General features: G+C 52.3%; 14 protein-coding genes. 10 read left to right on the plus strand and 4 right to left on the minus strand.

The annotated features are described in order from the left end of the window. Positions 1–62: 62 nt before the first annotated feature. The gene (locus AMR42_RS19725) at positions 63–2,792 is read right to left on the minus strand and encodes a calcium-binding protein (RefSeq protein ID WP_143472906.1); all 2,730 of its coding nucleotides are present in this window, start codon (positions 2,790–2,792) and stop codon (positions 63–65) included. A 567-nt stretch (positions 2,793–3,359) separates the two neighbouring features. Between AMR42_RS19725 and AMR42_RS02940 the strand changes: the two genes are divergently transcribed. The 8 genes from AMR42_RS02940 to argJ all read left to right on the plus strand — a co-directional run bounded on the left by AMR42_RS02940 (position 3,360) and on the right by argJ (position 16,253). After that, positions 3,360–4,460: a PstS family phosphate ABC transporter substrate-binding protein gene (locus AMR42_RS02940; RefSeq protein ID WP_234406545.1), complete on the plus strand. Its 1,101-nt coding sequence runs from the start codon at positions 3,360–3,362 to the stop codon at positions 4,458–4,460. Between the two features lie 274 nt (positions 4,461–4,734). Then, a complete protein-coding gene (pstC, locus tag AMR42_RS02945; RefSeq protein ID WP_099531982.1) occupies positions 4,735–5,661 on the plus strand; it encodes a phosphate ABC transporter permease subunit PstC in 927 nt (308 codons plus the stop codon). Next, positions 5,661–6,572 (plus strand): phosphate ABC transporter permease PstA, encoded by a 912-nt coding sequence (gene pstA, locus AMR42_RS02950; protein ID WP_099531983.1) that lies wholly within the window; start codon positions 5,661–5,663, stop codon positions 6,570–6,572. Before pstC ends, pstA begins: the two co-directional genes overlap by 1 nt. A gap of 224 nt (positions 6,573–6,796) precedes the next feature. After that, positions 6,797–7,591, plus strand: coding sequence for a phosphate ABC transporter ATP-binding protein PstB (gene pstB / locus AMR42_RS02955; protein ID WP_099532015.1), 795 nt, complete (start codon positions 6,797–6,799; stop codon positions 7,589–7,591). A gap of 1,391 nt (positions 7,592–8,982) precedes the next feature. After that, positions 8,983–9,885, plus strand: a complete 903-nt coding sequence (gene trpC / locus AMR42_RS02960; protein WP_099531984.1) for an indole-3-glycerol phosphate synthase TrpC — start codon at positions 8,983–8,985, stop codon at positions 9,883–9,885. Between the two features lie 1,022 nt (positions 9,886–10,907). Beyond that, a complete protein-coding gene (locus tag AMR42_RS02965) occupies positions 10,908–13,268 on the plus strand; it encodes a hybrid sensor histidine kinase/response regulator (RefSeq protein ID WP_234406547.1) in 2,361 nt (786 codons plus the stop codon). Between the two features lie 132 nt (positions 13,269–13,400). Next, entirely contained in the window at positions 13,401–14,672 is a 1,272-nt protein-coding gene (locus AMR42_RS02970; protein ID WP_099531985.1) for a sensor histidine kinase, read from the plus strand. A gap of 339 nt (positions 14,673–15,011) precedes the next feature. Then, complete coding sequence (gene argJ / locus AMR42_RS02975) at positions 15,012–16,253, plus strand: bifunctional ornithine acetyltransferase/N-acetylglutamate synthase (RefSeq protein ID WP_099531986.1); 1,242 nt, start codon at positions 15,012–15,014, stop codon at positions 16,251–16,253. A 60-nt stretch (positions 16,254–16,313) separates the two neighbouring features. Here argJ and AMR42_RS02980 read toward each other — a convergent pair whose 3' ends face one another. Both AMR42_RS02980 and AMR42_RS02985 read right to left on the minus strand, forming a co-directional pair. Further along, positions 16,314–16,874: a Uma2 family endonuclease gene (locus AMR42_RS02980; protein ID WP_099531987.1), complete on the minus strand. Its 561-nt coding sequence runs from the start codon at positions 16,872–16,874 to the stop codon at positions 16,314–16,316. Positions 16,875–16,932: 58 nt separating this feature from the next. Next, entirely contained in the window at positions 16,933–17,397 is a 465-nt protein-coding gene (locus AMR42_RS02985) for a hypothetical protein (RefSeq protein WP_199858066.1), read from the minus strand. Positions 17,398–17,488: 91 nt separating this feature from the next. Here AMR42_RS02985 and AMR42_RS02990 point away from each other — a divergent pair, with 91 nt between their 5' ends. Both AMR42_RS02990 and AMR42_RS02995 read left to right on the plus strand, forming a co-directional pair. Next, a complete protein-coding gene (locus tag AMR42_RS02990) occupies positions 17,489–18,043 on the plus strand; it encodes a type IV pilin-like G/H family protein (RefSeq protein ID WP_099531988.1) in 555 nt (184 codons plus the stop codon). A gap of 197 nt (positions 18,044–18,240) precedes the next feature. Continuing rightward, positions 18,241–19,668 (plus strand): TIGR04283 family arsenosugar biosynthesis glycosyltransferase, encoded by a 1,428-nt coding sequence (locus tag AMR42_RS02995; protein WP_099531989.1) that lies wholly within the window; start codon positions 18,241–18,243, stop codon positions 19,666–19,668. Here AMR42_RS02995 and AMR42_RS03000 read toward each other — a convergent pair. Next, the gene (locus AMR42_RS03000; RefSeq protein WP_099531990.1) at positions 19,599–21,482 is read right to left on the minus strand and encodes an aspartate kinase; all 1,884 of its coding nucleotides are present in this window, start codon (positions 21,480–21,482) and stop codon (positions 19,599–19,601) included. The genes AMR42_RS02995 and AMR42_RS03000 overlap by 70 nt on opposite strands. Positions 21,483–21,636 lie beyond the last annotated feature (154 nt).

Raw genomic sequence — 21,636 nt, forward strand, 5'->3', positions numbered from 1 at the left:
AACCAATACCGCAAAGGGAGCCGATCGCTTCAAAACCGGCCCCATTTCCTCAGCTAGCCGGTCTAAAAGCCGCTAATGCCGTCAGCGGGAGCGCCCACCAGGTATGCCACCACTCGATTACCCAGCAGCACCTTCGTATCGCAGCCCACAGACTCGAAGGTGACCTGACCAAAATCAAGGCCGGTGATGCGATCGACCCCTCGCTCAAAGTCCAGAATCGTGATGGTTCCGGGGCGATCGCCCAACACGAACGTATCCCGTCCCGCGCCACCGCCCAAGGTATCGTCTCCTTGGCCACCATCTAGCCAATCGTCTCCATCGTTGCCTAACAGCAGATCTTTGCCCCAACCGCCAAAGAGGGTGTCGTTACCATTGCCGCCGCCCAAGGTATCGTCACCATTCTGACCAACCAACAAATCATTACCTTCGCCACCCAACAGGCGATCGGCATCCGCTTCGCTGCCCAGGAGATCTCGGGTCACTCCCCCATCAAGGTCACCAAACAGGGTGTCATTGCCCGCGCCGCCCACCAACAGGTCTTGGCCCAAATCACCCCACAGAAAATCATCATCTCGGCCGCCCCAAAGGGCATCTTGGCCACTGCCCCCAAAGATGCGATCGCGCCCGGGGCCCCCTTGCACCACGTCATCCCCCGCGTTGCCGTTGAGCTGGTCGTTGCCCGCATCACCGTAGAGGTTATCGTTGCCACCTAGCCCAAAGATGCGATCGGCTCCCTCGCCACCCCGAATTTCTTCGCTGCGATCCGATCCGGTAATGAAATCGCTGGAGTTGCGGCCCAACGTGGCCGGCTGGGCGATCGAGTTCTGCCGAAACTGCACTCCGGGTAAATCAGGCAGCGGCAGCGGCGCGGGCTGCGTTGTTAGGTTACAAACGGGAGCACGCGAACTGCCGATCGGGGTAACCGTCGAGATATTCGGGAAAGTGACCCCTGACCCCGAGTTCGATCCGCCATTAATCACAATGCCCCGCGACGCATCGATCACAACTCCCGGGCCACTGGTGGTTGGTGTGCTGCTTCCACCGGTTGGTGTGCCGCCTCCCGATGTGCCGCCAGTGCCGCCTCCCGACGTGCCGCCTCCAGAGGAACCACCTCCGCTAGCCGTGTCGTTATCGGTGTTGGTTGCTGTAATTTCAAACGGTGACAGTGACGTGTACTTAGAGTCGCCATTTGTCACTGAGCCGGTGATTTTGTAAGCAACCGTACCATCAACAATGGAGTCGTCAACACCTGTAACCTTAATAGTTTGCCATATGTCCCAGTTGGTATCGTTGAACTCAACTAAAGCAGGCGAGACAGTTCCTTCAGCCTTGTTGGAGCTATCCAGCTTAATTGTCACTGGGCTGGTTGGCTTCGAGCCTAGCCTTAACGTGAAGGGTGCTTCGCCGCCAGCTTCAGTAGTTTCTAATGATGCTACTGGTCCCCGCACAATCCTAGCAAAATCATCATTAGTATTGGTCAAGCTCACCGATGCAGTTAGCGCATTATATTTTCCATCCGAAGAGCTTGACTTCAGGTCGATTTTATAGGGCTTATCTCCGTCGTCCACATCATCATCATCAACACCAGTTACCTCAACTTCTAGAGCTGTATCCCAGGTGTCTTTAGTGAAAGTGAGAGGAGTTGCGGAAACTGTTCCTTCAGCAGGATTGGAACTGGTCAAGCTAATGGTTACATTCCCTGTGGGCTGAGATTTAAGACTCACTTTAAAGGATGTAATGCTACCACTTTCTGTTGTGGATCCAGTGTCCTTGGTGTCAACGAATAATCCTGGTGTTGGCAGATCATCATCTTTAATAGTAATGCTTTGAGAAGCAGGATTGGATAGGTACAAACCAGAAGATTGATTTGAGAGAGTTAATGTTACTGTTTCGTCGGGTTCATCATCATTATCTGGCAATATGTAGAGAGTAGGCACTACATCTACAGGCGGGTTTCCGGGAATGCGCAAAAATCCTTCTTTAGATCCACTGGGTATTATGATTGTTAGTGGATTCTCAAATGGATCGATATCATAGTCATCGCCACCTAAATCAAATGAAATTGCCGATCCACCTAAGCCAATTTCAACTGTTTGATCACCAACAACTTTGAACGGAACAGTAACTTTGATTTGGGTTGAATCTGAATCGTCTTCATTGACAGAGGAAAAGCCCACGTCCAGGCTTACAGGTAACTGATATTGATAGTTTCCATCTGCGAGCGCGGAACTAGGGGTAGGTGCAGGAGAATTCCAGCCATTGGCTTTACCAATATACGGAAGCTTAAGAGTTGTTGGAGAAGGGTTAAGATTGACTTCTCCTGATTCTGCGGAGGGTAAAACTACAGCAGTTTCTCCCAGAGTTAGACCACTGGCTAATGCACTATCGTTTTCGTTATTTGGATTGTTGACAAAATTATTCTTTGTGTTGATTTGAAAAACAGGTGTTAAAGTGCTGCCTGCTTGCAGTGGATTCGAAGGGTTGATGCTGCTGCTCTGAAATGCAGTAATTTGATCTCCTGCACTTTCCAACTTGAATGTTGTGCCTGGTACAGTGGAAAAATTCGAGGAGCTTGATGAGATCAAGCTGCCAGCACTTATTACTCCCCCTGAAGGCGATTGAAATTTAATAAGTCCCTCACCAGTTCTGAAAGCGCCAGTAGTACTGAGCCATGCTTTGTCAGTGAAGAAGATGACTGTATCCGGAAGTAGATCAACAAAGCTAAAAAACTGAAATGAGCTTGCGTCGTAGCGGACGATCGCGATGTCGCCGGGGGTCAGGGTGGTAGGCATGATGCTTCCTCGTGACGATCGAAGAAATTAAGAAGTGAACGTAGACAACCAATTAACCCCGTCGCGATCGATTGACCGAGCGACAAAGGCGGCGACCAAAGACCGGATTTGACGATCGCGCGGCTTGGTCTGACGCAAATCGGAAAATCGGGGCTTTGGGGTGAGATTTACGAAAACTTTAAAAGAAACCTTAAGATGCAGCCCCAATTTAACTATACCCAAGCGGATGAGCGAAATTTCCACTGAGGGAGCCAGGGATCATCAGCCGGCCTTGTGTGGGTAAGGGTCTGGGCCCGAAACTCAAAAATTTGTAGCGATCGCGACAGCAAGCGGATCAGCCCCATTAACCTTTTCTTTACCCAAGCGGTTTATGCTAGCCGCCGTTTGCCCCTGTCATTATTCACCACACACCAACGGGCGGCGCAATCGGCAGTTTTAGCCGCCGCGAGGCAGTTTCCTCGTCAAGCAACCCACTCGACTTCAGCTCATCGCCGATTTCAAATCAGGTTTCAGATTTCAGACCTCAGACTCGATCGGTTGATTGACTTCACCCCTTACGGAAGCTCTATGAATTACTCACTCCTGCGTCGAATGACCCGTCACGCGGCTGCTGGCTCGATCGCAGCCCTGGCCCTCTCCCTAGCCGCCTGCGGTGGTGCACCCCAAGCAGGCAACAGCCCCGCCGCTGGCGAAAGCCCCGCTGCCGGTGCTAGCCCTGCTGCGGAAGCAACGGCCACCGTTAAGGTTGATGGCTCCAGCACCGTGTTTCCGATTTCGGAAGCCATGGCTGAAGAGTTCATGAAAGTCAACACCAGCACCAAGGTGATTGTGGGATCGTCGGGAACCGGTGGCGGTTTCAAGAAATTCTGCGCCGGGGAAACCGATATTTCCAACGCTTCGCGACCCATCAAAACAGAAGAAATTGAACTCTGTAAGAAGGGCAATGTGGAATATGTGGAGCTGCCCATCTCCTTTGATGGTCTCTCGGTGGTGGTGAACCCCAAAAACGACTTCGCCACCTGCTTGAGCGTTGATCAGCTCAAGAAGATGTGGGAACCGGCCGCCGAAGGCAAGGTGAAGAGCTGGAAGGATGTGGATCCGAAATTCCCCGACAAGCCGATGACCCTCTACGGCCCCGGTACGGATTCGGGAACCTATGACTACTTCACCAAGGCCATTACCGGCGAGGAAGGTAAGAGCCGTGGGGACTACACGCCGAGCGAAGACGACAATGTGATTGTGCAGGGCGTGTCGGGTGATGAAGGCTCCTTGGGCTTCTTCGGCTATGCCTATTACGAAGCAAACAAGGATAAGCTGAAGCTGGTGGAAATCAAGGGCAAGAGCGGCAAGTGCGTTGCTCCGAGCGCTGCTTCGATCGCCGACGGTTCCTACGAACCCCTGTCGCGTCCGGAATTCATCTACGTCCGCAAGGATGCCCTCAGCCGTCCTGAGGTGAAGGCCTTTGTGGCATTCCAGATTGATGCGGCCAACAAGCAAATCATTGCGGATACGGGCTATCTGCCGCTGCCCGATGAGGTGCTGACGCTGGCGAAGGAGCGCCTGGAGAAGGGAGTAACCGGTTCTGTGTTCGGTGGCAAGGCTCCGGCTGGGGCTAAGCTGTCGGATCTGCTGGCGGCTGAAAAGGCTGGCGGTGCCGAGAAGAAGTAAACGGGTTCAGCCTGGTGCTGAGGGGCGATCGCCTGGGTCTTTAAAATCCTCACGGGGGCTTTAGATGACAGGGCTGATCATCCCTTGGCTTGTGGCAGATTCTTGAACAGGAGCAATTGGGGCCGAGCACCCAGCAGGGGTCACGCTTCGGTCACGTTGCTCCGTGGTCAAGGCGATGCGACAGGTGCTGAGTGGTTGATCAGCCGATTGCCAGTTTGCAGTTAAATCTAGAGAAAATCGAAAAGGTTTTGGCGGGTTCCCGCACCCCTTCCCTATGGAGAGTTCCCTGCGCGATCGCGCACTTTGGCAGCCCAATCGTCAAGCGAGTCACCGTACAGAGTTGATCGTTCGACTGATTTTGGGTCTTTTTTCATTTGTATCGGTCGCCACAACGATCGGGATTGTTTTCACCCTGATCTTTGAGACGATCGACTTCTTCAGAATCATTCCCGTTTGGCGATTTTTCACAGAAACCCGCTGGACTCCGCTCTTTGCCAGCGCCCAATTCGGGATCATTGTCCTGATCAGCGCCACGGTGCTCACCACGGGGATCGCCATTTTGGTGGCGTTGCCCTTGGGTCTGCTGTCGGCCGTTTGCCTGAGTGAATATGCCAGCCCCAAGGTGCGACAGGTGCTGAAGCCGGCCCTGGAGGTGTTGGCAGGTGTGCCCACCGTGGTCTATGGCTACTTTGCTTTGCTGTTCGTCACGCCGCTGCTTCAGAAAATCATCCCCGGACTGCAAGGGTTTAATGCCCTGAGTGCGGGGATTGTTTTGGGTGTGGCGATCACGCCGCTGATTGCCTCCCTGAGTGAAGATGCGATCTATGCCGTGCCTCGCAGTTTGCGAGATGGTTCCTATGCACTGGGGGCCACGAAGCGCGAAACCATCATTTCAGTCGTGTTGCCAGCGGCCCTGTCGGGGATTGTGGCTTCGGTGATTTTGGCAGTGTCGCGGGCGATCGGGGAAACCATGATTGTGGCGATTGCAGCGGGTCAGAATGCCACCTTGGGTCTGAATCCTTTTGTTTCCGCCATGACCATGACGGCCTACATCGTGCAGGTCAGCCTTGGGGATACGCCGGCCGGGTCGATCGCCTACCGAACCCTGTTCGCAGTGGGTACCACCCTGTTTGTGATGACCCTGGTATTGAACGTGTTCAGCTTTTGGTTTGTGCGTCGCTTCCAGGAAAAATACGACTAATGGCTATTTCAAACGAATCCCAAGGGCGATCGCGCGCGTTGCTCTTCAACCCTCGTCTGGATCAGCGCTACGTCAAGGACAATATCTTTGCTGGAGCCACCTGGGTGGCCACCGGGTTCGCCATCCTGGTTTTGGTGGTGCTGCTGGTGGATACCTTCATTGATGGAATGCCCCGCATTAGCTGGCAATTCATCACGAGCCTGCCCTCGCGCAAGCCGGAATTGGCCGGGGTGGGCGCGGCGTTGGGCGGTTCCATTTGGCTGCTGGTGCTGACGGCGCTGATTGCTTTCCCGATCGGGGTGGGCGCGGGCCTGTACCTGGAAGAATTTTCGCTCGAATCTTGGTGGTCTCGCCTGATTGAGATCAACATCTCCAACCTGGCTGGCGTACCCTCGATCATTTATGGTTTGCTGGGATTGCAGGTGTTTGCCCGCTGGCTGCAACCCATCACTGGCGGCCGCAGCGTTCTGACCGGGGCCCTAACCCTCTCATTGCTGATTTTGCCGGTGATCATCGTGGCCACCCGCGAAGCCCTGCGCACCGTCCCCGACGGTCTGCGTCAGGCAGGCTTTGCGCTGGGGGCAACCCGTTGGGAGGTGGTTTCGGCCCATGTGTTGCCGCTGGCCCTGCCGGGGATTTTGACGGGAACCATTTTGGCCCTGTCCCGGGCGATCGGGGAAACCGCCGCGCTGATCACCATTGGAGCCTTAACCTTCGTTCCCTTCATCCCCAACAATCCCCAAAGCCCCTTCACGGCGCTGCCGATCCAAATCTACAACTGGGTCTCCCGACCTCAGCAAGGTTTCCACATCAACGCCGCCGCCGGGATTGTCGTTTTGATGATTGTTCTGCTGGCCATGAATGGCACGGCAATTCTGTTGCGCAACCGGTTCCAGAAAACTCTTAACTAGTTCTTAGGATTCCTAGAATTCCTGGTTTTTTGGGAATTCTGGTGACCGGCACGTTTTATAGTTCTGCAAACGTTCTGCGGTTGATCGATCGGATTAGGACTCATAGCCTGCTCATGGCCCGTAATCACCGGATCTTGACGATGGGGTTGAGATCGACCGCGCTGGATGCTGATGTTTCGACCTTCTCCCTTGCTTCTTCACTTTTCAGTTCAGGTTTGACTGGTATGCAATCTTCTGTCACGTCCAATGCGGTGTTATCTGCCCGATCGGTCTCGGTCTACTACGGTCCCAGCATCGCGGTGCGCGACGCATCACTAGACATCCCACGGGGCGAAATTGTGGCCTTCATTGGCCCCTCCGGTTGTGGCAAGAGCACGATTTTGCGTTGCTTTAACCGGATGAATGACCTGGTTCCCAGCGCCCGCGTTGAGGGACAAATTACCTACAACGAAGAAGACCTCTACGGCCCCAAGGTCGATGCCGTTTCCATCCGTAGCCGCATTGGGATGGTGTTCCAGCGCCCGAATCCCTTCCCCAAATCCATTTACGAAAACATTGCCTTTGGGGCCCGCATCAATGGCTATCGCGGCAACATGGATGAGCTAGTTGAAAGCTCCCTGCGGCGGGCTGCCCTTTGGGATGAGGTGAAAGACAAGCTGCGCGACAGTGGCTTGGCCCTCTCTGGTGGACAACAACAGCGCCTTTGCATTGCCCGCGCGGTGGCCATTCAACCGGAAGTGATCCTGATGGATGAGCCTTGCTCGGCCTTGGATCCGATTTCCACCCTCCGGATTGAGGAACTGATTAAGGAACTGAGTGGTGACTACACGATCGTGATCGTGACCCACAACATGCAACAGGCCTCGCGGGTGAGCGATCGCACGGCCTTTTTCAACGCCCAAGCCACCGACTCGGGCAACAAGGTTGGCTATTTGGTGGAGTACGATCGCACGGAACGCATTTTCCACGATCCCGTGGAAGAAGCCACTCGCGATTATGTAACCGGTCGATTCGGCTAAAACTTCGGCCCCAACCAGAACCCTAAACGAAGGAGAGGATGCGTTCATGGCTCAATGAACCAGCATCCTCTCCTTTTTAATGGTTGCACTTCTTTAGGGTTGCACTTCGTCTGAACTGCGTTTGAAGGGCGGCGGTAGATGAAATCTTGAGGGGGATCTGAGTAACGTCGAAGCTGTGGCGTTAGGAGTTGGCAGGTGGTGCAGAATGCAATCGTTGAAATTGGCCTCAGCCGGGTTGGGGCGCTTCCTGCCCATGATTTCTGGCCCATTTGCTGAAAGCTCATTCACCCCTGCAACAGACCATTAACTCCTGCAACAAATCAATTGTGATTAGCGGATTTTGATCAGCCAATTTTGCCATGAGTTGTGACTAGGATTCCAACAGGAACCACACAAACATCGCTTTAATGGCGATTGGGATGACCCAAAGCTTCATCGAAGCTTTCATCCACCATCATTGAGGACAGCAGAACGGGCGCAAACAAAACGGCAATTACGAGTAGCACAGACATTGATGAACCTCCCTTTTGGGTGAAGGGTAGAGGTAGGAGTTGCATCGCTCAACGGATGCAGGATAGATGCTTTCTGGGTGGATTGCTTTGTACTTTGATTGTGTCACGATCGCCCGATCGAGCCAGTGATGGTTCAGCCCGTGGCGCGTGACAGTACTCGGCGGCTTTGTCGATCGTTGTCGTCAGTCTGAGCGATCGCGATCGCACCCCCATGGTGTCCCACTGTTCGTCTCCTAGGTTAAGCATCCCTAGGTTAGGCATTCATGGAATCAGCCACGGGATGAATGATCTAGATTTCCCAGATTCCAGCTTCCTAGATTCCAGCGCGATCCAGAGCAATCACCAGTTTTTTACAAGATTTCCTTGAGAAATTCTCTGAGAGCGATTTCAAGGCATTTCAGGCCAGTTCTGGGGCGATCGATCCGGCAACAACTGATTTCGCGTATGATTAGGGCTGCTCAATCCAAGACGAGTGGGCAAACCAATTGAACCCAAATTCGTCGCTACTGGACTTGGGTGTTGGATCTTGAGAAGTAGCAGTTGAGAGGGTGGCGGTGGCCTACAGGGCCTTGAAGCAATGGCTCGCTCGTTACTGGGAGAGCATTGCTAAAGCGATCAATCGTCCAAACGATCATGAAGGTCAACAGATCACCAAGAGCATTTCGACCATTGAACCCTAACCCAAAGATCGCTTTTGATCTCCCTTGGTCAGGACAAATTGCCCGTTAGCAAATTGCCAATTAAAGCACCAACTTTGCTGTTTGGCGAATTGGCTCATTTAATTGGTCGGCTATCGATGCTCCGATGCCCATTAGCCTACATCAGAATCGGCAAAATTCATCCCTTTCTTCATTTAGCGATTCACTGCTTCTAAATTCTATGCAAATTCGCCGCATTCAACCCAATCCGGCCGTTGCCGTTGATACCTTGCGCTATCAAGTGCGTGTGCCCGATAGCGAGCCTCGCCATATTTTGGAAAAAATCGTTTGGCACAAGGAAGCAGAGGTCGATCGGCTGCGGGAATCGTTACCCCTAGTTAAACTTCAGCAACGGGTGCGAGAAGCCCAGCCCCCTCAAGACTTTTTAGCCGCACTGCGCCAACCGCCGGCCCCTCAACCAGCGCTAATTGCGGAAGTGAAAAAAGCCTCCCCCAGCAAGGGCGTGATTCGTGCGGATTTTGACCCGGTGGCGATCGCCCAAACCTATGAGGCTAGCGGTGCAGCCTGTTTATCGGTGCTGACGGATCAGGAGTTTTTTCAGGGCAGTTTCGATTATTTGGCGCAAATTCGGCAGGCGGTTAATTTGCCGCTGCTCTGTAAAGAATTTGTGCTTTATCCTTACCAAATTTATCTGGCTCGATCGCTCGGGGCCGATGCCATCTTGTTAATTGCAGCCATCTTGACTGATACGGATCTGCAATATTTCTTGAAGATTATTAATGCCTTGGGAATGACGGCATTGATTGAGGTGCATACCTTGGCCGAATTAGACCGGGTTTTAGCCCTGGATGGGGTGAAGTTGGTGGGGATCAATAATCGTGATTTGGCCACATTTCAAGTGACGCTGGAAACCACGATCGCCCTCTTGGAAACGCGGGGTGAGCAACTGCGATCGCGCGATATTTTGGTGGTCAGTGAATCGGGCTTGGGCAATCGTTCAGATCTCGATCGGGTGCTGAATGCCGGAGCCGGGGCTGTGTTGGTGGGGGAATCACTGATGCGTCAGCCGGATGTGGGCCAAGCGGTCAATGATTTGCTGCATGGCACGACCGATCGTGAATGAGCCTCTAGATCAACCCCAGTCCGTCAACCATCCTCACGGTGGTGGATGGTTGAGCGGTCACTTGCGGCAACGGTGAAGCACCAATGGCTGAGGGAGAAAGGGTTTAGGGCCGATCGTCATTTCCATCGCCGTAGGGGTTGGGTCTCCCAACCCTAACCCGGGCGATCGCCACAACCCTGTCCATCCCTGGGAACACCCAAGGATCACGGGAACTGGGCGGGGAAAACCCGCCCCTACGACTGATTGGTTTAAAGAACGAGGTCATCAGGGTTTCAGGTGATTTGACGATAGGCCCTAAGTCCCTTGTTTGCGTTGATCACGGGGCTGTGCAGCGTAGCAATTCGGACTTTCCAGACATTCTTTTAAAGATTGATTGATTAAACAATTCGGTAGTACTGCAACTCAGTAATGAGGAACAGGCGGTAGCCTGTCTGGGCAAGCAATCTTGCACTGGAAATCATCATCTTGCAAACAGCGCCGAAGTTTGTTCCATGAATGCAAATATACGAACTAGTTCTAAAAATCTAAATCAGTCTTGCCTGTCAGTGCTACAAATCACTGCCTAAAGCCGCCATTCGTTCTGAAATTAGAGTAATGTTGCTGCCTAAAACTAATATTAGGTGTTATCTTGAGTCAGCCTACTTTTACAGAGTCGATCGCGGATTTATTTTGATAGGGTAAAGATCTCGGATTTTCCTGTGCGATTTTTTACACGTGAATATTTTCCTGTGTAATTTTTTACACTCAATCAATTTCTTTCACAAAATTTTTACAAATCTCCAATAGAGTTGGCAGTCAGCAATCAACCTCATGACACAAGGGAAATGGGAGTTACTATCTGCTTTGAAATGAAACAAATAAGTTACTCTAGCTGTTCATAACTTAGAGCAAATTTCACAGCCCGAGCGCATGACCTAATCACTTGCCACCGACTTCAGATCGTTATGATTTTGCACTCCCAACCAACCGACCGAAAGTTTGCAGCCACGCTGCCAAGCCTTAGTTCTTTCCTCAGCCTGAAGTTGTCTCGCAACCTGCTGATGCGGTTGATTGTGGGAGGAACGGCGCTGCTCGTAGGCGTGGGCGCATATATTAGCTATCAAACTGTGCGCCAAGCAACACTGGAAAACTTAAAGCAGGATGCACTATCCCGTGTGACCAACAAGTCCCAGGATATTGATAGTTGGTTGGCATTGTTGAAAACACGCGTGGAAATGTTATCCAACGTTGGAGTAGTGCGATCGATGGACTGGGCGATTGCCAGTCCCTATCTCAAAGCGGAAGATCAACGAATTGGAGATTTTTCGTTTTTTGGCTTCACCACAGCAGCAGGAATCCGCCAAAGCACTGTTGCCAAAACCAAGCCGGCCGATGTGCGCGATCGCCGGTGGTTTCAGAAGGCAATGACTGGGCAAATTTATGTCGATGATCCCATGATTGCTCGGATCACTCGTGTACCTGGCGTGGCCATTGCTGCACCTATTTTTAAAGATCAAAACTCAAAAGAGAAACCCGCTGGAGTCATCCATGGGGTGGTCACGATTGATCGGATCAAGCAAGTCACCAATCAGTTGAAATATGGCGATCGCAGCTATGCCTTTGTGCTCAATTCCAAGGGCGAGGCGATCGTGCATCCCAACTCAGCATTCATGTCCACCATAGACAAGCCCGCGCCAAGCTTGGTACTTGCCCAAGACCCAGGGTTGGCCCACATTGCCCAACAGATGGTCAATCGGCAACAGGACATTCAATTGGTCAAAATTGACGGACTTGAAAGCTATGTGGGTTTTCGACCACTCACCGAAGCACAATGGTCTGTGGCACTGGTGATTCCACGCCAGAATATTGAATCTCAGCTTCAGCTACTAGATGGCATTGCGATCGTTGTTTTGCTCCTCGTGGGCACGCTGATTGGCGTTTTGGTCTATGTTCAATCCACGGAGCAAGCACAGCTCAAACAATCCAAGGCCGCAGCAGATTCCGCCAATCAGGCCAAGAGCGAATTCCTATCAAACATGAGCCATGAGTTACGCACGCCCCTAAATGGCATTTTGGGCTATGCCCAAATTCTCAGTCGCTCCAAAACTTGGGGCAAAAAAGAACAAGATGGCATCCAAATTATTCATCAGTGCGGAACCCACCTACTGACCTTAATTAATGACATTTTAGATCTTTCTAAAATTGAAGCTCGTAAATTTGACCTGGCAATTAATGAATTTCATTTGCCCTCATTTCTGCAAGGCGTTGGCGAAATTTGTCGGATTCGCGCTGAACAAAAAGGCATTGCTTTTATCTATCGAGCTGATTCAGATCTACCGATCGGGATTCGCGCTGACGAGAAGCGACTACGCCAAGTCTTGATTAACCTTCTCGGCAATGCAATCAAGTTTACTGATAAAGGACAAGTGACATTTCGCGTTCAAGCCCAAAAACTCGATGATCTGTCCCTATACCGTCTGCGATTCCAGGTTGAGGATACGGGTGTGGGGATGACACCAAAACAATTAGAAAAGATCTTTTTGCCATTTGAGCAAGTGGGTAATAGCAAAAAGCAGTCAGAGGGCACTGGTTTAGGACTCGCTATCAGCCACAAAATTGTGTCCTTAATGGGTAGCCAAATTGAAGTGGAGAGCACACTGGGCCAAGGCAGTACCTTTTGGTTTGATGTGCAGCTACCGGAGGCCAAAGAATGGGCAACCGCCTCTCGAACAATTGACCAAGGAACAATTGTGGGTTATGAAGGCAAGCAACGCACCATCATTGTGGTAGATGATCGTTGGGAGAATCGCTCTGTGATTGTTAGCCTCCTAGAGCCACTTGGATTCAAGATGGTGGAAGCCCAAAATGGTCAAGATGGTTGGGAAACTGCACTGAATCATGCTCCTGACCTAATCATTACGGACTTGATGATGCATGTCATGGATGGCTATCAACTACTCAGACAAATTCGCGCCTCTGAAACTTTGCGCAATGTTGTGGCGATCGCGTCGTCAGCCAGTGTCTTTGAAAGCAATCAGCAAGAGGCGATCGATGCGGGCGCTAACTTGTTTTTGCCCAAGCCAGTCCAAGCTGAAGTGCTGCTTCAAATTTTGCAAGAGCAACTTAACTTAACTTGGATTTATGAGCAAGCCACCATTCCTGATCCTGCCTCAAAAACGGAACCTCTTCAGACCCAAGATGTGATTCCTCCCGCTTCAGAAATTGTGCAACGGTTGCACGATCTCCTGATGGACGGTGATACTCAAGAAATCTTATCCATGGTTGCTGAACTAGCAGCGTCTAACCCGAGCATGGCACCTTTTTCTGAGCAAGTCACTCAATTGGCGACTCGCTTTCAACTTAAACAACTACAAGCATTGCTTGAGCGCTACTTAGCTCAATAACCATTTTCGTCATTGAGCTTGTTTCTCTCGGTTTAATGATCCTCAACACTTCAAGAAGATCTAGAAAATTTTGGGAAATGCTTGCATAGTCTCTCCCAATCACCGGATGATTAAATCAACTCCTGATGGCCTATGTCAGCATCTGCGTCGAATGAATTTATTTTAGTTGTGGATGATAATCCAACTAATTTGGCGGTTTTATCAGAAGCGCTGAATAGTGCCGGGTTGCGTTTTCGCGTGGCGATCGATGGTGAAAGTGCATTGGCGCAGGTCGATCGCAATCTTCCAGATCTCATTTTGCTAGATGTCCAAATGCCAGGTATTGACGGCTTTGAAACCTGCCGCCGCCTCAAGGCCAATCCACTCACCAGGTCGATTCCAGTTATTTTTACAACTGCTTTTTCAGACACGGAAAATAAAGCCAAAGGCTTTGCCCTAGGAGCAGTGGACTATATTCCCAAGCCATTTGATCAAACAGAAGTTTTAGCTCGACTACAGGTTCACCTCAAGCTCAAAAAACTAACGGAGTCTTTGGAACACCAAGTTCATGATCGCACAGCCGCTTTGCAAAAAATGCAAGTGCAGCTTGTTCAGCAGGAGAAGCTATCAAGTTTGGGAGAAATGATTGCGGGCATTGCACACGAAATCAATAATCCCATTAACTTCATTGCCAGCAACGTGGATCCGCTGCGAGAGCACATTAACAACATGGCGGAAATTCTGCGGCTCTATCAGCAAGAACATCCACAGCCTTCACCAGAATTAGCCGCCACTCTGGAAGATTTGGAACCGGATTTTATTTTTGAAGATAGCCTCAAGATTATTAATTCCCTGACGCTGGGAGCCGATCGAATTCGCGGAATTTCCACATCGTTGCGCACTTTTTCACGTGCTGATACTGAAACTAAAATTCCAGCGAACTTGCATGAAGGCCTAGACAGCACCTTGATGATTCTGCAACATCGATTGAAAAGCAGTGATCATCGTCCGGAGATTTCGATTCTCAAGTCCTATGGTGAATTGCCCCTACTGCCTTGCTATCCAGGACAAATCAATCAGGTATTCATGAATTTGCTCGCCAATGCGATCGATGCCCTAGAGGAGAGCGCACTGAAAGGCAAAACCCCCGATTCTGGGCTGCAAATTCAAATTACAACTCAGGCCACCAACGATCAGCAAATTGCGGTTTGCATTGCTGACAATGGAATCGGCATGAATGAGTTAGTCAAGCAACGGCTATTTGAGCCGCTGTTTACAACCAAGCCCGTTGGCAAGGGGACAGGACTCGGCCTAGCGATCGCCCATCAGATTGTGTCTGAAAAGCATAGTGGCACTTTGGAGGTGCAGTCAGAACTAGGGCGAGGCACTCAATTTCTGATTCGTTTACCGATTAATCCAAAATAAATTGATTCGGAATTGTCGCAATTTGCTGAAACTATCGGCTATTTCGATCAAGCAATTCTGGAATCGAAATTGTATGAATTACAATCTATGAATTGCGATCAAACAATAATTTATCCTGCACGCGATCGCACAACCTTGTTAGCCCCAAGCGTTGGTCAAACGTTAGTCAAGAACTGATTAATATTTGCGCTATTCATTAGCTCTTGCTGGCAAATTTCATCCAGACTTGCATCGTGATCCCGTGACAGAAGCAGCGCGATCGCCCGAAATGACCTTGCTATAATCACCCAATTGCCCGGATTCTGGGCAACTTAGCAATCGTGAAAGGGCGATCGAATCATGGCAGATTGGCAAGTGATTTCCGGCGGCGTAACGGCTCCTAAGGGTTATAAAGCGGCGGGCATTACGGCGGGGCTGAAACCCTCAGGCGCACCAGATTTGGCCCTGATTTATTCTGAAGTGGAGGCGATCGCCGCCGGGATTTTTACCACCAGCCAAGTGCGGGCCGCCTGCGTGGACTACTGCCGCGATCGCCTACAAGCCAAGCCCAGCGCCCGCGCGATTTTGGTGAACGCGGGGCAAGCCAACGCTGCTACGGGAGCAGCCGGTGCGGCCGACGCGGAAGAATGCGCCCAACTGCTGGCTAAAGAACTGGATATTGATCCCAACACTGTGTTGCTGGCTTCCACGGGCGTGATCGGTCAGCGCATCAAAATGGAGCCAATGCGCGCCGGGATTCCGCAAGTGGTGGCGGCCCTGTCCGACGAGGGGGGAGCCAGCGCCGAAAAGTCGATTTTGACGACGGATTTGGTTACGAAGTCGATCGCCCTGGAAACCATGATTGGCGATCGCCCCGTGCGGATTGGCGGCATGTCGAAGGGATCGGGGATGATCCACCCGAACATGGCGACGATGCTGGCCTTTGTCACCTGCGATGCGGCTGTGTCGCCCCAGCTCTGGCAGGAAATGCTATCGCGGGCGGGCGATCGCAGCTTCAACCAAATCACCGTCGATGGCGACACCAGCACCAACGATTCCCTGTTTGCCCTGGCTAACGGTCAGTCGCGCACCCCGGCAATCACCCAGTGGGGCCCCGAAGCCGAAAAGCTAGAAGCCATGCTGACAGCAGTTTGTACCCACCTGGCCAAGGCGATCGCCCGCGATGGGGAAGGGGCGACCTGTTTGATTGAAGTGGCCGTCAGCGGCGCGCCCGACGAAGCCGCCGCCCGCGCCGTGGCCAAGACGATCGCCGGTTCCGCCCTCACCAAATCCGCCATCTTCGGTCGCGATCCCAACTGGGGCCGGATTGCCGGGGCTGCCGGTCGCGCTGGCGTGAAGTTCGACCAAAACAACCTGCGGATTCAGCTCGGCGACATTGTGTTGATGGAAAACGGGCAACCGCTGGCGTTCGATCGGATGGCGGCCCACAACTACCTGAAGGCCGCCGCTGAGGGTGAATATTTGAAAACCGATACCGTGGCGATCGGGGTCAGCATTGGCGATGGGCCCGGCTCCGCAAAGGCTTGGGGCTGCGATCTCAGCTACGACTACGTGAAGATCAACGCCGAATACACCACCTAATTCTGATTGCTGAATCCTGTTAGGCAAGGGGCTACAGCCCCTTGTCTGGGGTGATGATTGTTAGGGCATTTCATCGAGTCCAGCGTAGAGATCCTTGATCGCGATCGCTAAACCAATACTGATTAATTCCACCCGATCACCCGCTTGATAGGTTTGGCTTTCCCAATGATCGCCCGCCACCCGTCGCCGACATTCCACAGCGACTTTTTCTTGGTCGATTAAGACATATTCTTCGAGGGTTTCGATCGCTTGATAATCCTCAAACTTGGTGGTGCGATCGAATAATTCTGTGGAGGGTGATAGCACTTCCGCAATCAGTTTGGGATAGCGCTTGACATAGCGATCGGTGCGATCGCGCGGGTCACAAGTCACGAATGCATCGGGATAGTAGAAGAAGCGATCGCCATAGCTGACCTTCACATCACTGCCATAGAATCGGCAATCAGTTTGGCGCAAATGCCCATGAATCGCACTCAGCAAATTCGTGCAAATTGCATGATGATTTTCACTCTCATTAGCTATAACAAAAGCCAATTCATTACGATATCCATAGCGAAAATCACTTTGCTCTTCAAGTATCAAGTAATCCGAGACGCTAAATCCGCCGGGAAGTGCAATCATCGTCCCAATTATCCCTGTGCTCTAAAGTTCTCATGGTAATTTCTCAATTAACTTAAATCTAGTCATCCTGCTGCGATTTGGTAGGAATTTCAAGCTTAATCATAAAAACTAATTTGTTGTGCTCAATATTGATATTGGTGATGTTGATTGTGCTTGCATTGGGATCGACATCGCGCAATTGCGCGGGCTGCGGGATCTTATATCCAGCCGATTCAAGCAGTTGCGGAACTTCGCGCCAGCTACTCAGTTTGGTATTTCCCAGCCCCACTAGCTCTTTGACGTAGCGATACACAGTGGCGGCCAGGTCTGTTTCTACGCCATTGGCTTGCTTTTGTAACTGATCTGCAATCTCCCCTGGGCTATTTCCACACAAAATCCCTCTCAAGTGGACTTTCTCGGTGGGTGTCAAGGGTTTGCCCTTAGTTGAAGACAAATCTCGATAAAGCAGCTTCAGATCCCAGGCTTCAGCCGCTTCCACAAAAATTTCTGATGGATGCCGAATCGATGCAGACTGATCTGTCATAGTAAAGATCCTGATTGGTTATAGTGGATATGCGATATCATTTTAGGTATGAAATTATTATCACCAATAATACTATCTTTCATCCCAAGTCATGCAATCTGAAGAGCAAATCAAGAAAACAAACATCATTGTTGCTGGAGTGGGACTCGGAGTCATTGTTTTAGGTGGAGCAACATATATTGGGTTACTAGCTGTGGGTATGGAACAACAAAAAGAGAAATTAAATACTAGCGGTGCAGAAACGTATTTTGGAGTAATCAACAGAAGCGTTCAGTCTTTTTACGTGGAAGAAGGCAGGTTTCCACAAAATTTTCTAGAACTGACCAATAAATATCGGGGATTTTCATCAGCTTATGTATCAGGGAATATGCTAGAACAACTTGAGAACTCAAACATGAAGATTTCAGGATATGAGTTTAACATGAGGTTGGTAGATCAGAATACTGTTCATGTCTCAGCAGCACCACTTTACAAGGGTAACTATTCTACGATTTCTGGAGGTGTTTTCATAATGCGTGATTACCAGGCTAATGCAAAAATTTGCAAATCTCAAAGATTTACCAATGGATCAATTGAATTTCCTGAGCGTGACACATCAGGTGGGTTAACCTGTCCATCTGGCTATGATGTGCCTAAGTCTCGATGAAGCAACAGAGTGGTGGTTCTGTTCATTAAACTCAAGTTAAAGTATTTTGAAGCTTGAATTTAGAAAATCAATCAGTCGGTAATTAACTGTCTAAATGCTTGATTAAGCCAGGACAAAATCAACATCCTAAATTATCCTATTTACAGTGTAGGTTCCCTGTTGTTGGGTAACCAACACCTGGATGGGGATAACTTACATTGAGCTATTTAAAACTAACGATCGCCCTATTTGTCAAAGCGCCCGAATTAGGTCAGGTTAAATCGCGGCTGGCCAAAACGATCGGGGCAGATTTCGCGACGGAATTTTATCGATCGATGGGGCGGGACTGGTTCGATCGCCTGACCGGATTTGCTGATCGTCAGCAAGCCGATCTCCGCGTGTTCTATGCGCCTGATTCAGGGCGATCGACCGTGCGAGATTGGTTGGGCTGTGACGATCGGCAACTGGTGGCCCAGGGTGATGGGGATTTGGGCGATCGGATGGCGCGGGCGTTCACGACTTGTTTTGGGCAGGGGAGCGATCGGGTCTTGCTGGTGGGTAGCGACAGCCCCGATTTACCCGATGAAATTTTGACCCAGGTGGCTGAAGCGTTGGTCGCAACGGGTGCGGCGATTTGCCCTACGGAAGATGGGGGTTATTGTTTGGTGGGGTTTCGGCGCGATCGCTTTTTGCCCGCCATTTTTCAAAACATGACTTGGAGTACCGAAACGGTTTTTGCGGAAACGATCGCCCGCTTCCAATCAGCCCATCAACCTGTTGCGATTCTGCCCCATTGGTACGATATTGATCACGCAACCGATTTAGATCGATTCTGGCAAATAAATCAGCAGAATTCGGCTCTGAAACGATCAATGGTAACGCTGGCAAAAATTCGACAGCCGATCGCCCTTTCCGTGATTATGCCCGTACTCAACGAAGGGGAACGGATTCAAAAAACACTGGCTCACTTAGCAGCAATTGCCGGACAAATTCCCTACGAAGTGATTGTGGTGGATGGCGATCGAGCGGGGTCAACCTTGCAGTATTTGCCAAGCGATCGCCCAGTGCGGGGCCTCACGGCGGCGCGAGGTCGGGGCCTGCAAATGAACGCAGGCGCGGCGATCGCCCGAGGGGAAATCCTGCTATTTCTGCACGCCGATACGCAATTACCCGCAACGGCCTTTACCCAAATCACAACAACCCTAAAACAAACACCCACCGTAGGGGCGCACCGCCGTGCGCCCAATTCCGGCGAGGTGGTTGGAGGAGCATTTGATTTATCGATCGCCTCGTCCCGGTGGATCTTGCGCACGATCGCCCGGGTTGCTTCGGTGCGATCGCGCCTCACCCGGTTGCCCTATGGCGATCAGGCGATTTTTATCCGGCGATCGGCCTTTGGGGCGCTGGGCGGCTACCCGGAAATTCCGATTATGGAAGACGTGGCCCTGATGCGATCGATTCGGCGGCGGGGATGGCGAATTCGGATTTTGCCCGATCGGGTGCTCACCTCGGCCCGGCGCTGGGAGCGTGAGGGCGTTTGGCGCTGCACGCTCCGCAACTGGACGATTTTGCTCGCCTATTTTGCCGGGGTCAGTCCGTGGACGTTGCTGGCCTGGTATTCGCCCGAAAGATCAAAGGCTTCGTGAACGGCCTTCAGGGCTTCTACGCCTTGATCCTGCTCCACCACGCAACTGATCTTGATCGCCGAGGTGGTGATCATCAGCAGGTTGATTCCCTTGGCCGCCAAGGCGTTGAACATTTGGGCTGCCACGCCGGGTCGGTTGATCATCCCTGTCCCCACGGCGCTGACCTTGGCCACCTGGGCATTCACCACCACTTCGCCCCAGCCGAATTCCTGACCGGCGGCCAGCAGCACGGCGCGGGCGGCTTCCGCTTCGGTGGCGGCGGTGGTGAAGGCGATGTGGCGGGTAGGAGAGCCGTTGACGACGATCCGCCGCTGGGACTGGACGATCGTATCGACGCTGATGCTCTTTTCGGCTAGCAGCTCGAAAATTTTGGCGGCCATGCCGGGGCGATCGGGCACGTTGCGGACGGCGATTTGGCTTTGGTTGCGATCGAGCGCCACACCCCGCACGGGCGGTTCATCGGGGCTGGCGGGCTGCTCGATCGGCAGCACCTCCGGCAAGAACTGATCCGTATCTAGCTCAAAGGTATGGCGCAGGGCCGCCACTGCCCGCTGACAGAGCGCCTCCAAATCCCGATCGGCCGCGTTGTCGCCAGGAGCGATGATGCAACCCACCTGCACTTCCGAGGTGGAGATGGTTTCGATGTTGATCCCCGCGTCCGCCAGGGTCTTGAACATTTGGGCCGCCACGCCGGGCCGGCCAATCATGCCCGCGCCGTAGATGCTGACTTCGGCCACGTGGCGATCGACCACCAATTCCGCTTCGGCTCCCTCCGTTTCCATCGGGCGCGTCGGTTCCGTCCGCAGGGTCGGCGCGATCGCCCCGGCCATGGCTTCAGCGCGATCGGCTTCCTGCTCTGTCACCGTGAAGGCGATATCGTTGGTGTTGCCCTCGTGGATCGACTGAATAATCAAGTCCACATCCACTGCTTGCTTGGCCAGCTCACCGAACAGCTTGGCGGCGATCCCGGGGCGATCGGGCACGCGCAGCAAACCAATTTGCGCCTGATTGGTGTTGTAGCGAATTGCGTCCACCGGCCGGGCAATTTCCAGGTTTTCCAAGGGGCGATCGCCCACCGGCTGCGACACCACCCGCGTCCCGGGATCAGTCGTCCAGCTCGACTTCACAATCAGCGGCACACCATAATTGCGGGCAATTTCCACCGCCCGAGGATGCAGCACCTTCGCGCCCAAGCTGGCCAGCTCCAGCATTTCATCGCAGGAAATTTCCGCCATGATTTGCGCTTCCGGCACGAGGCGGGGATCAGTGGTCAGCACCCCCGGCACATCCGTGTAAATTTCGCAGGCATCGGCCCGCAAGGCCGCCGCTAGGGCCACCGCTGACGTGTCCGAGCCGCCGCGCCCCAGGGTGGTAATTTCCAAATCATCGGCATTCGAGATCCCTTGGAAGCCCGCCGCCACCACCACCTTGCCCTCATCGAGGTGGCGACGCAGCCGATCGGGATCAATGCTCAAAATCCGCGCCCGCGTGTGGGACGCTTCCGTGACGATCCCAATTTGCGCGCCGGTTAGGGAAATGGCCGGTTGCCCCGCCGCCTGTAGCGCCATGCTCAACAGGGCGATCGAGACCTGCTCCCCCGTCGAAAGCAGCATATCCATTTCCCGGCGGCTGGGCTGATCGCTAATTTCCCGCGCCAGGGCCACCAGCCCATCGGTGGTTTTGCCCATGGCCGAAACCACCACCACCACGGAGTTTCCCGCTTTCACCGTGTCGATCACCCGAGCCGCCACGGACTGAATCCGCTCGATCGAGCCAACCGATGTGCCGCCATATTTCTGAACGATCGTTGCCATTGGTCTTTGCCCCCACAACCGCTAAAGGTGCAAAAAACTTTACCGGAAACCGTCGCCGGCCGCCGCTGCCCCGTCTGCGATCGCGGCTACGGTTTGCCCAGGTTTCCGATTCTTTTTGGGTTTTTGACCATCTCGATCGAGGTCGGGATCAGCT

The organism is Limnothrix sp. PR1529 (assembly GCF_002742025.1).
Classification (GTDB): Bacteria; Cyanobacteriota; Cyanobacteriia; order CACIAM-69d; family CACIAM-69d; genus CACIAM-69d.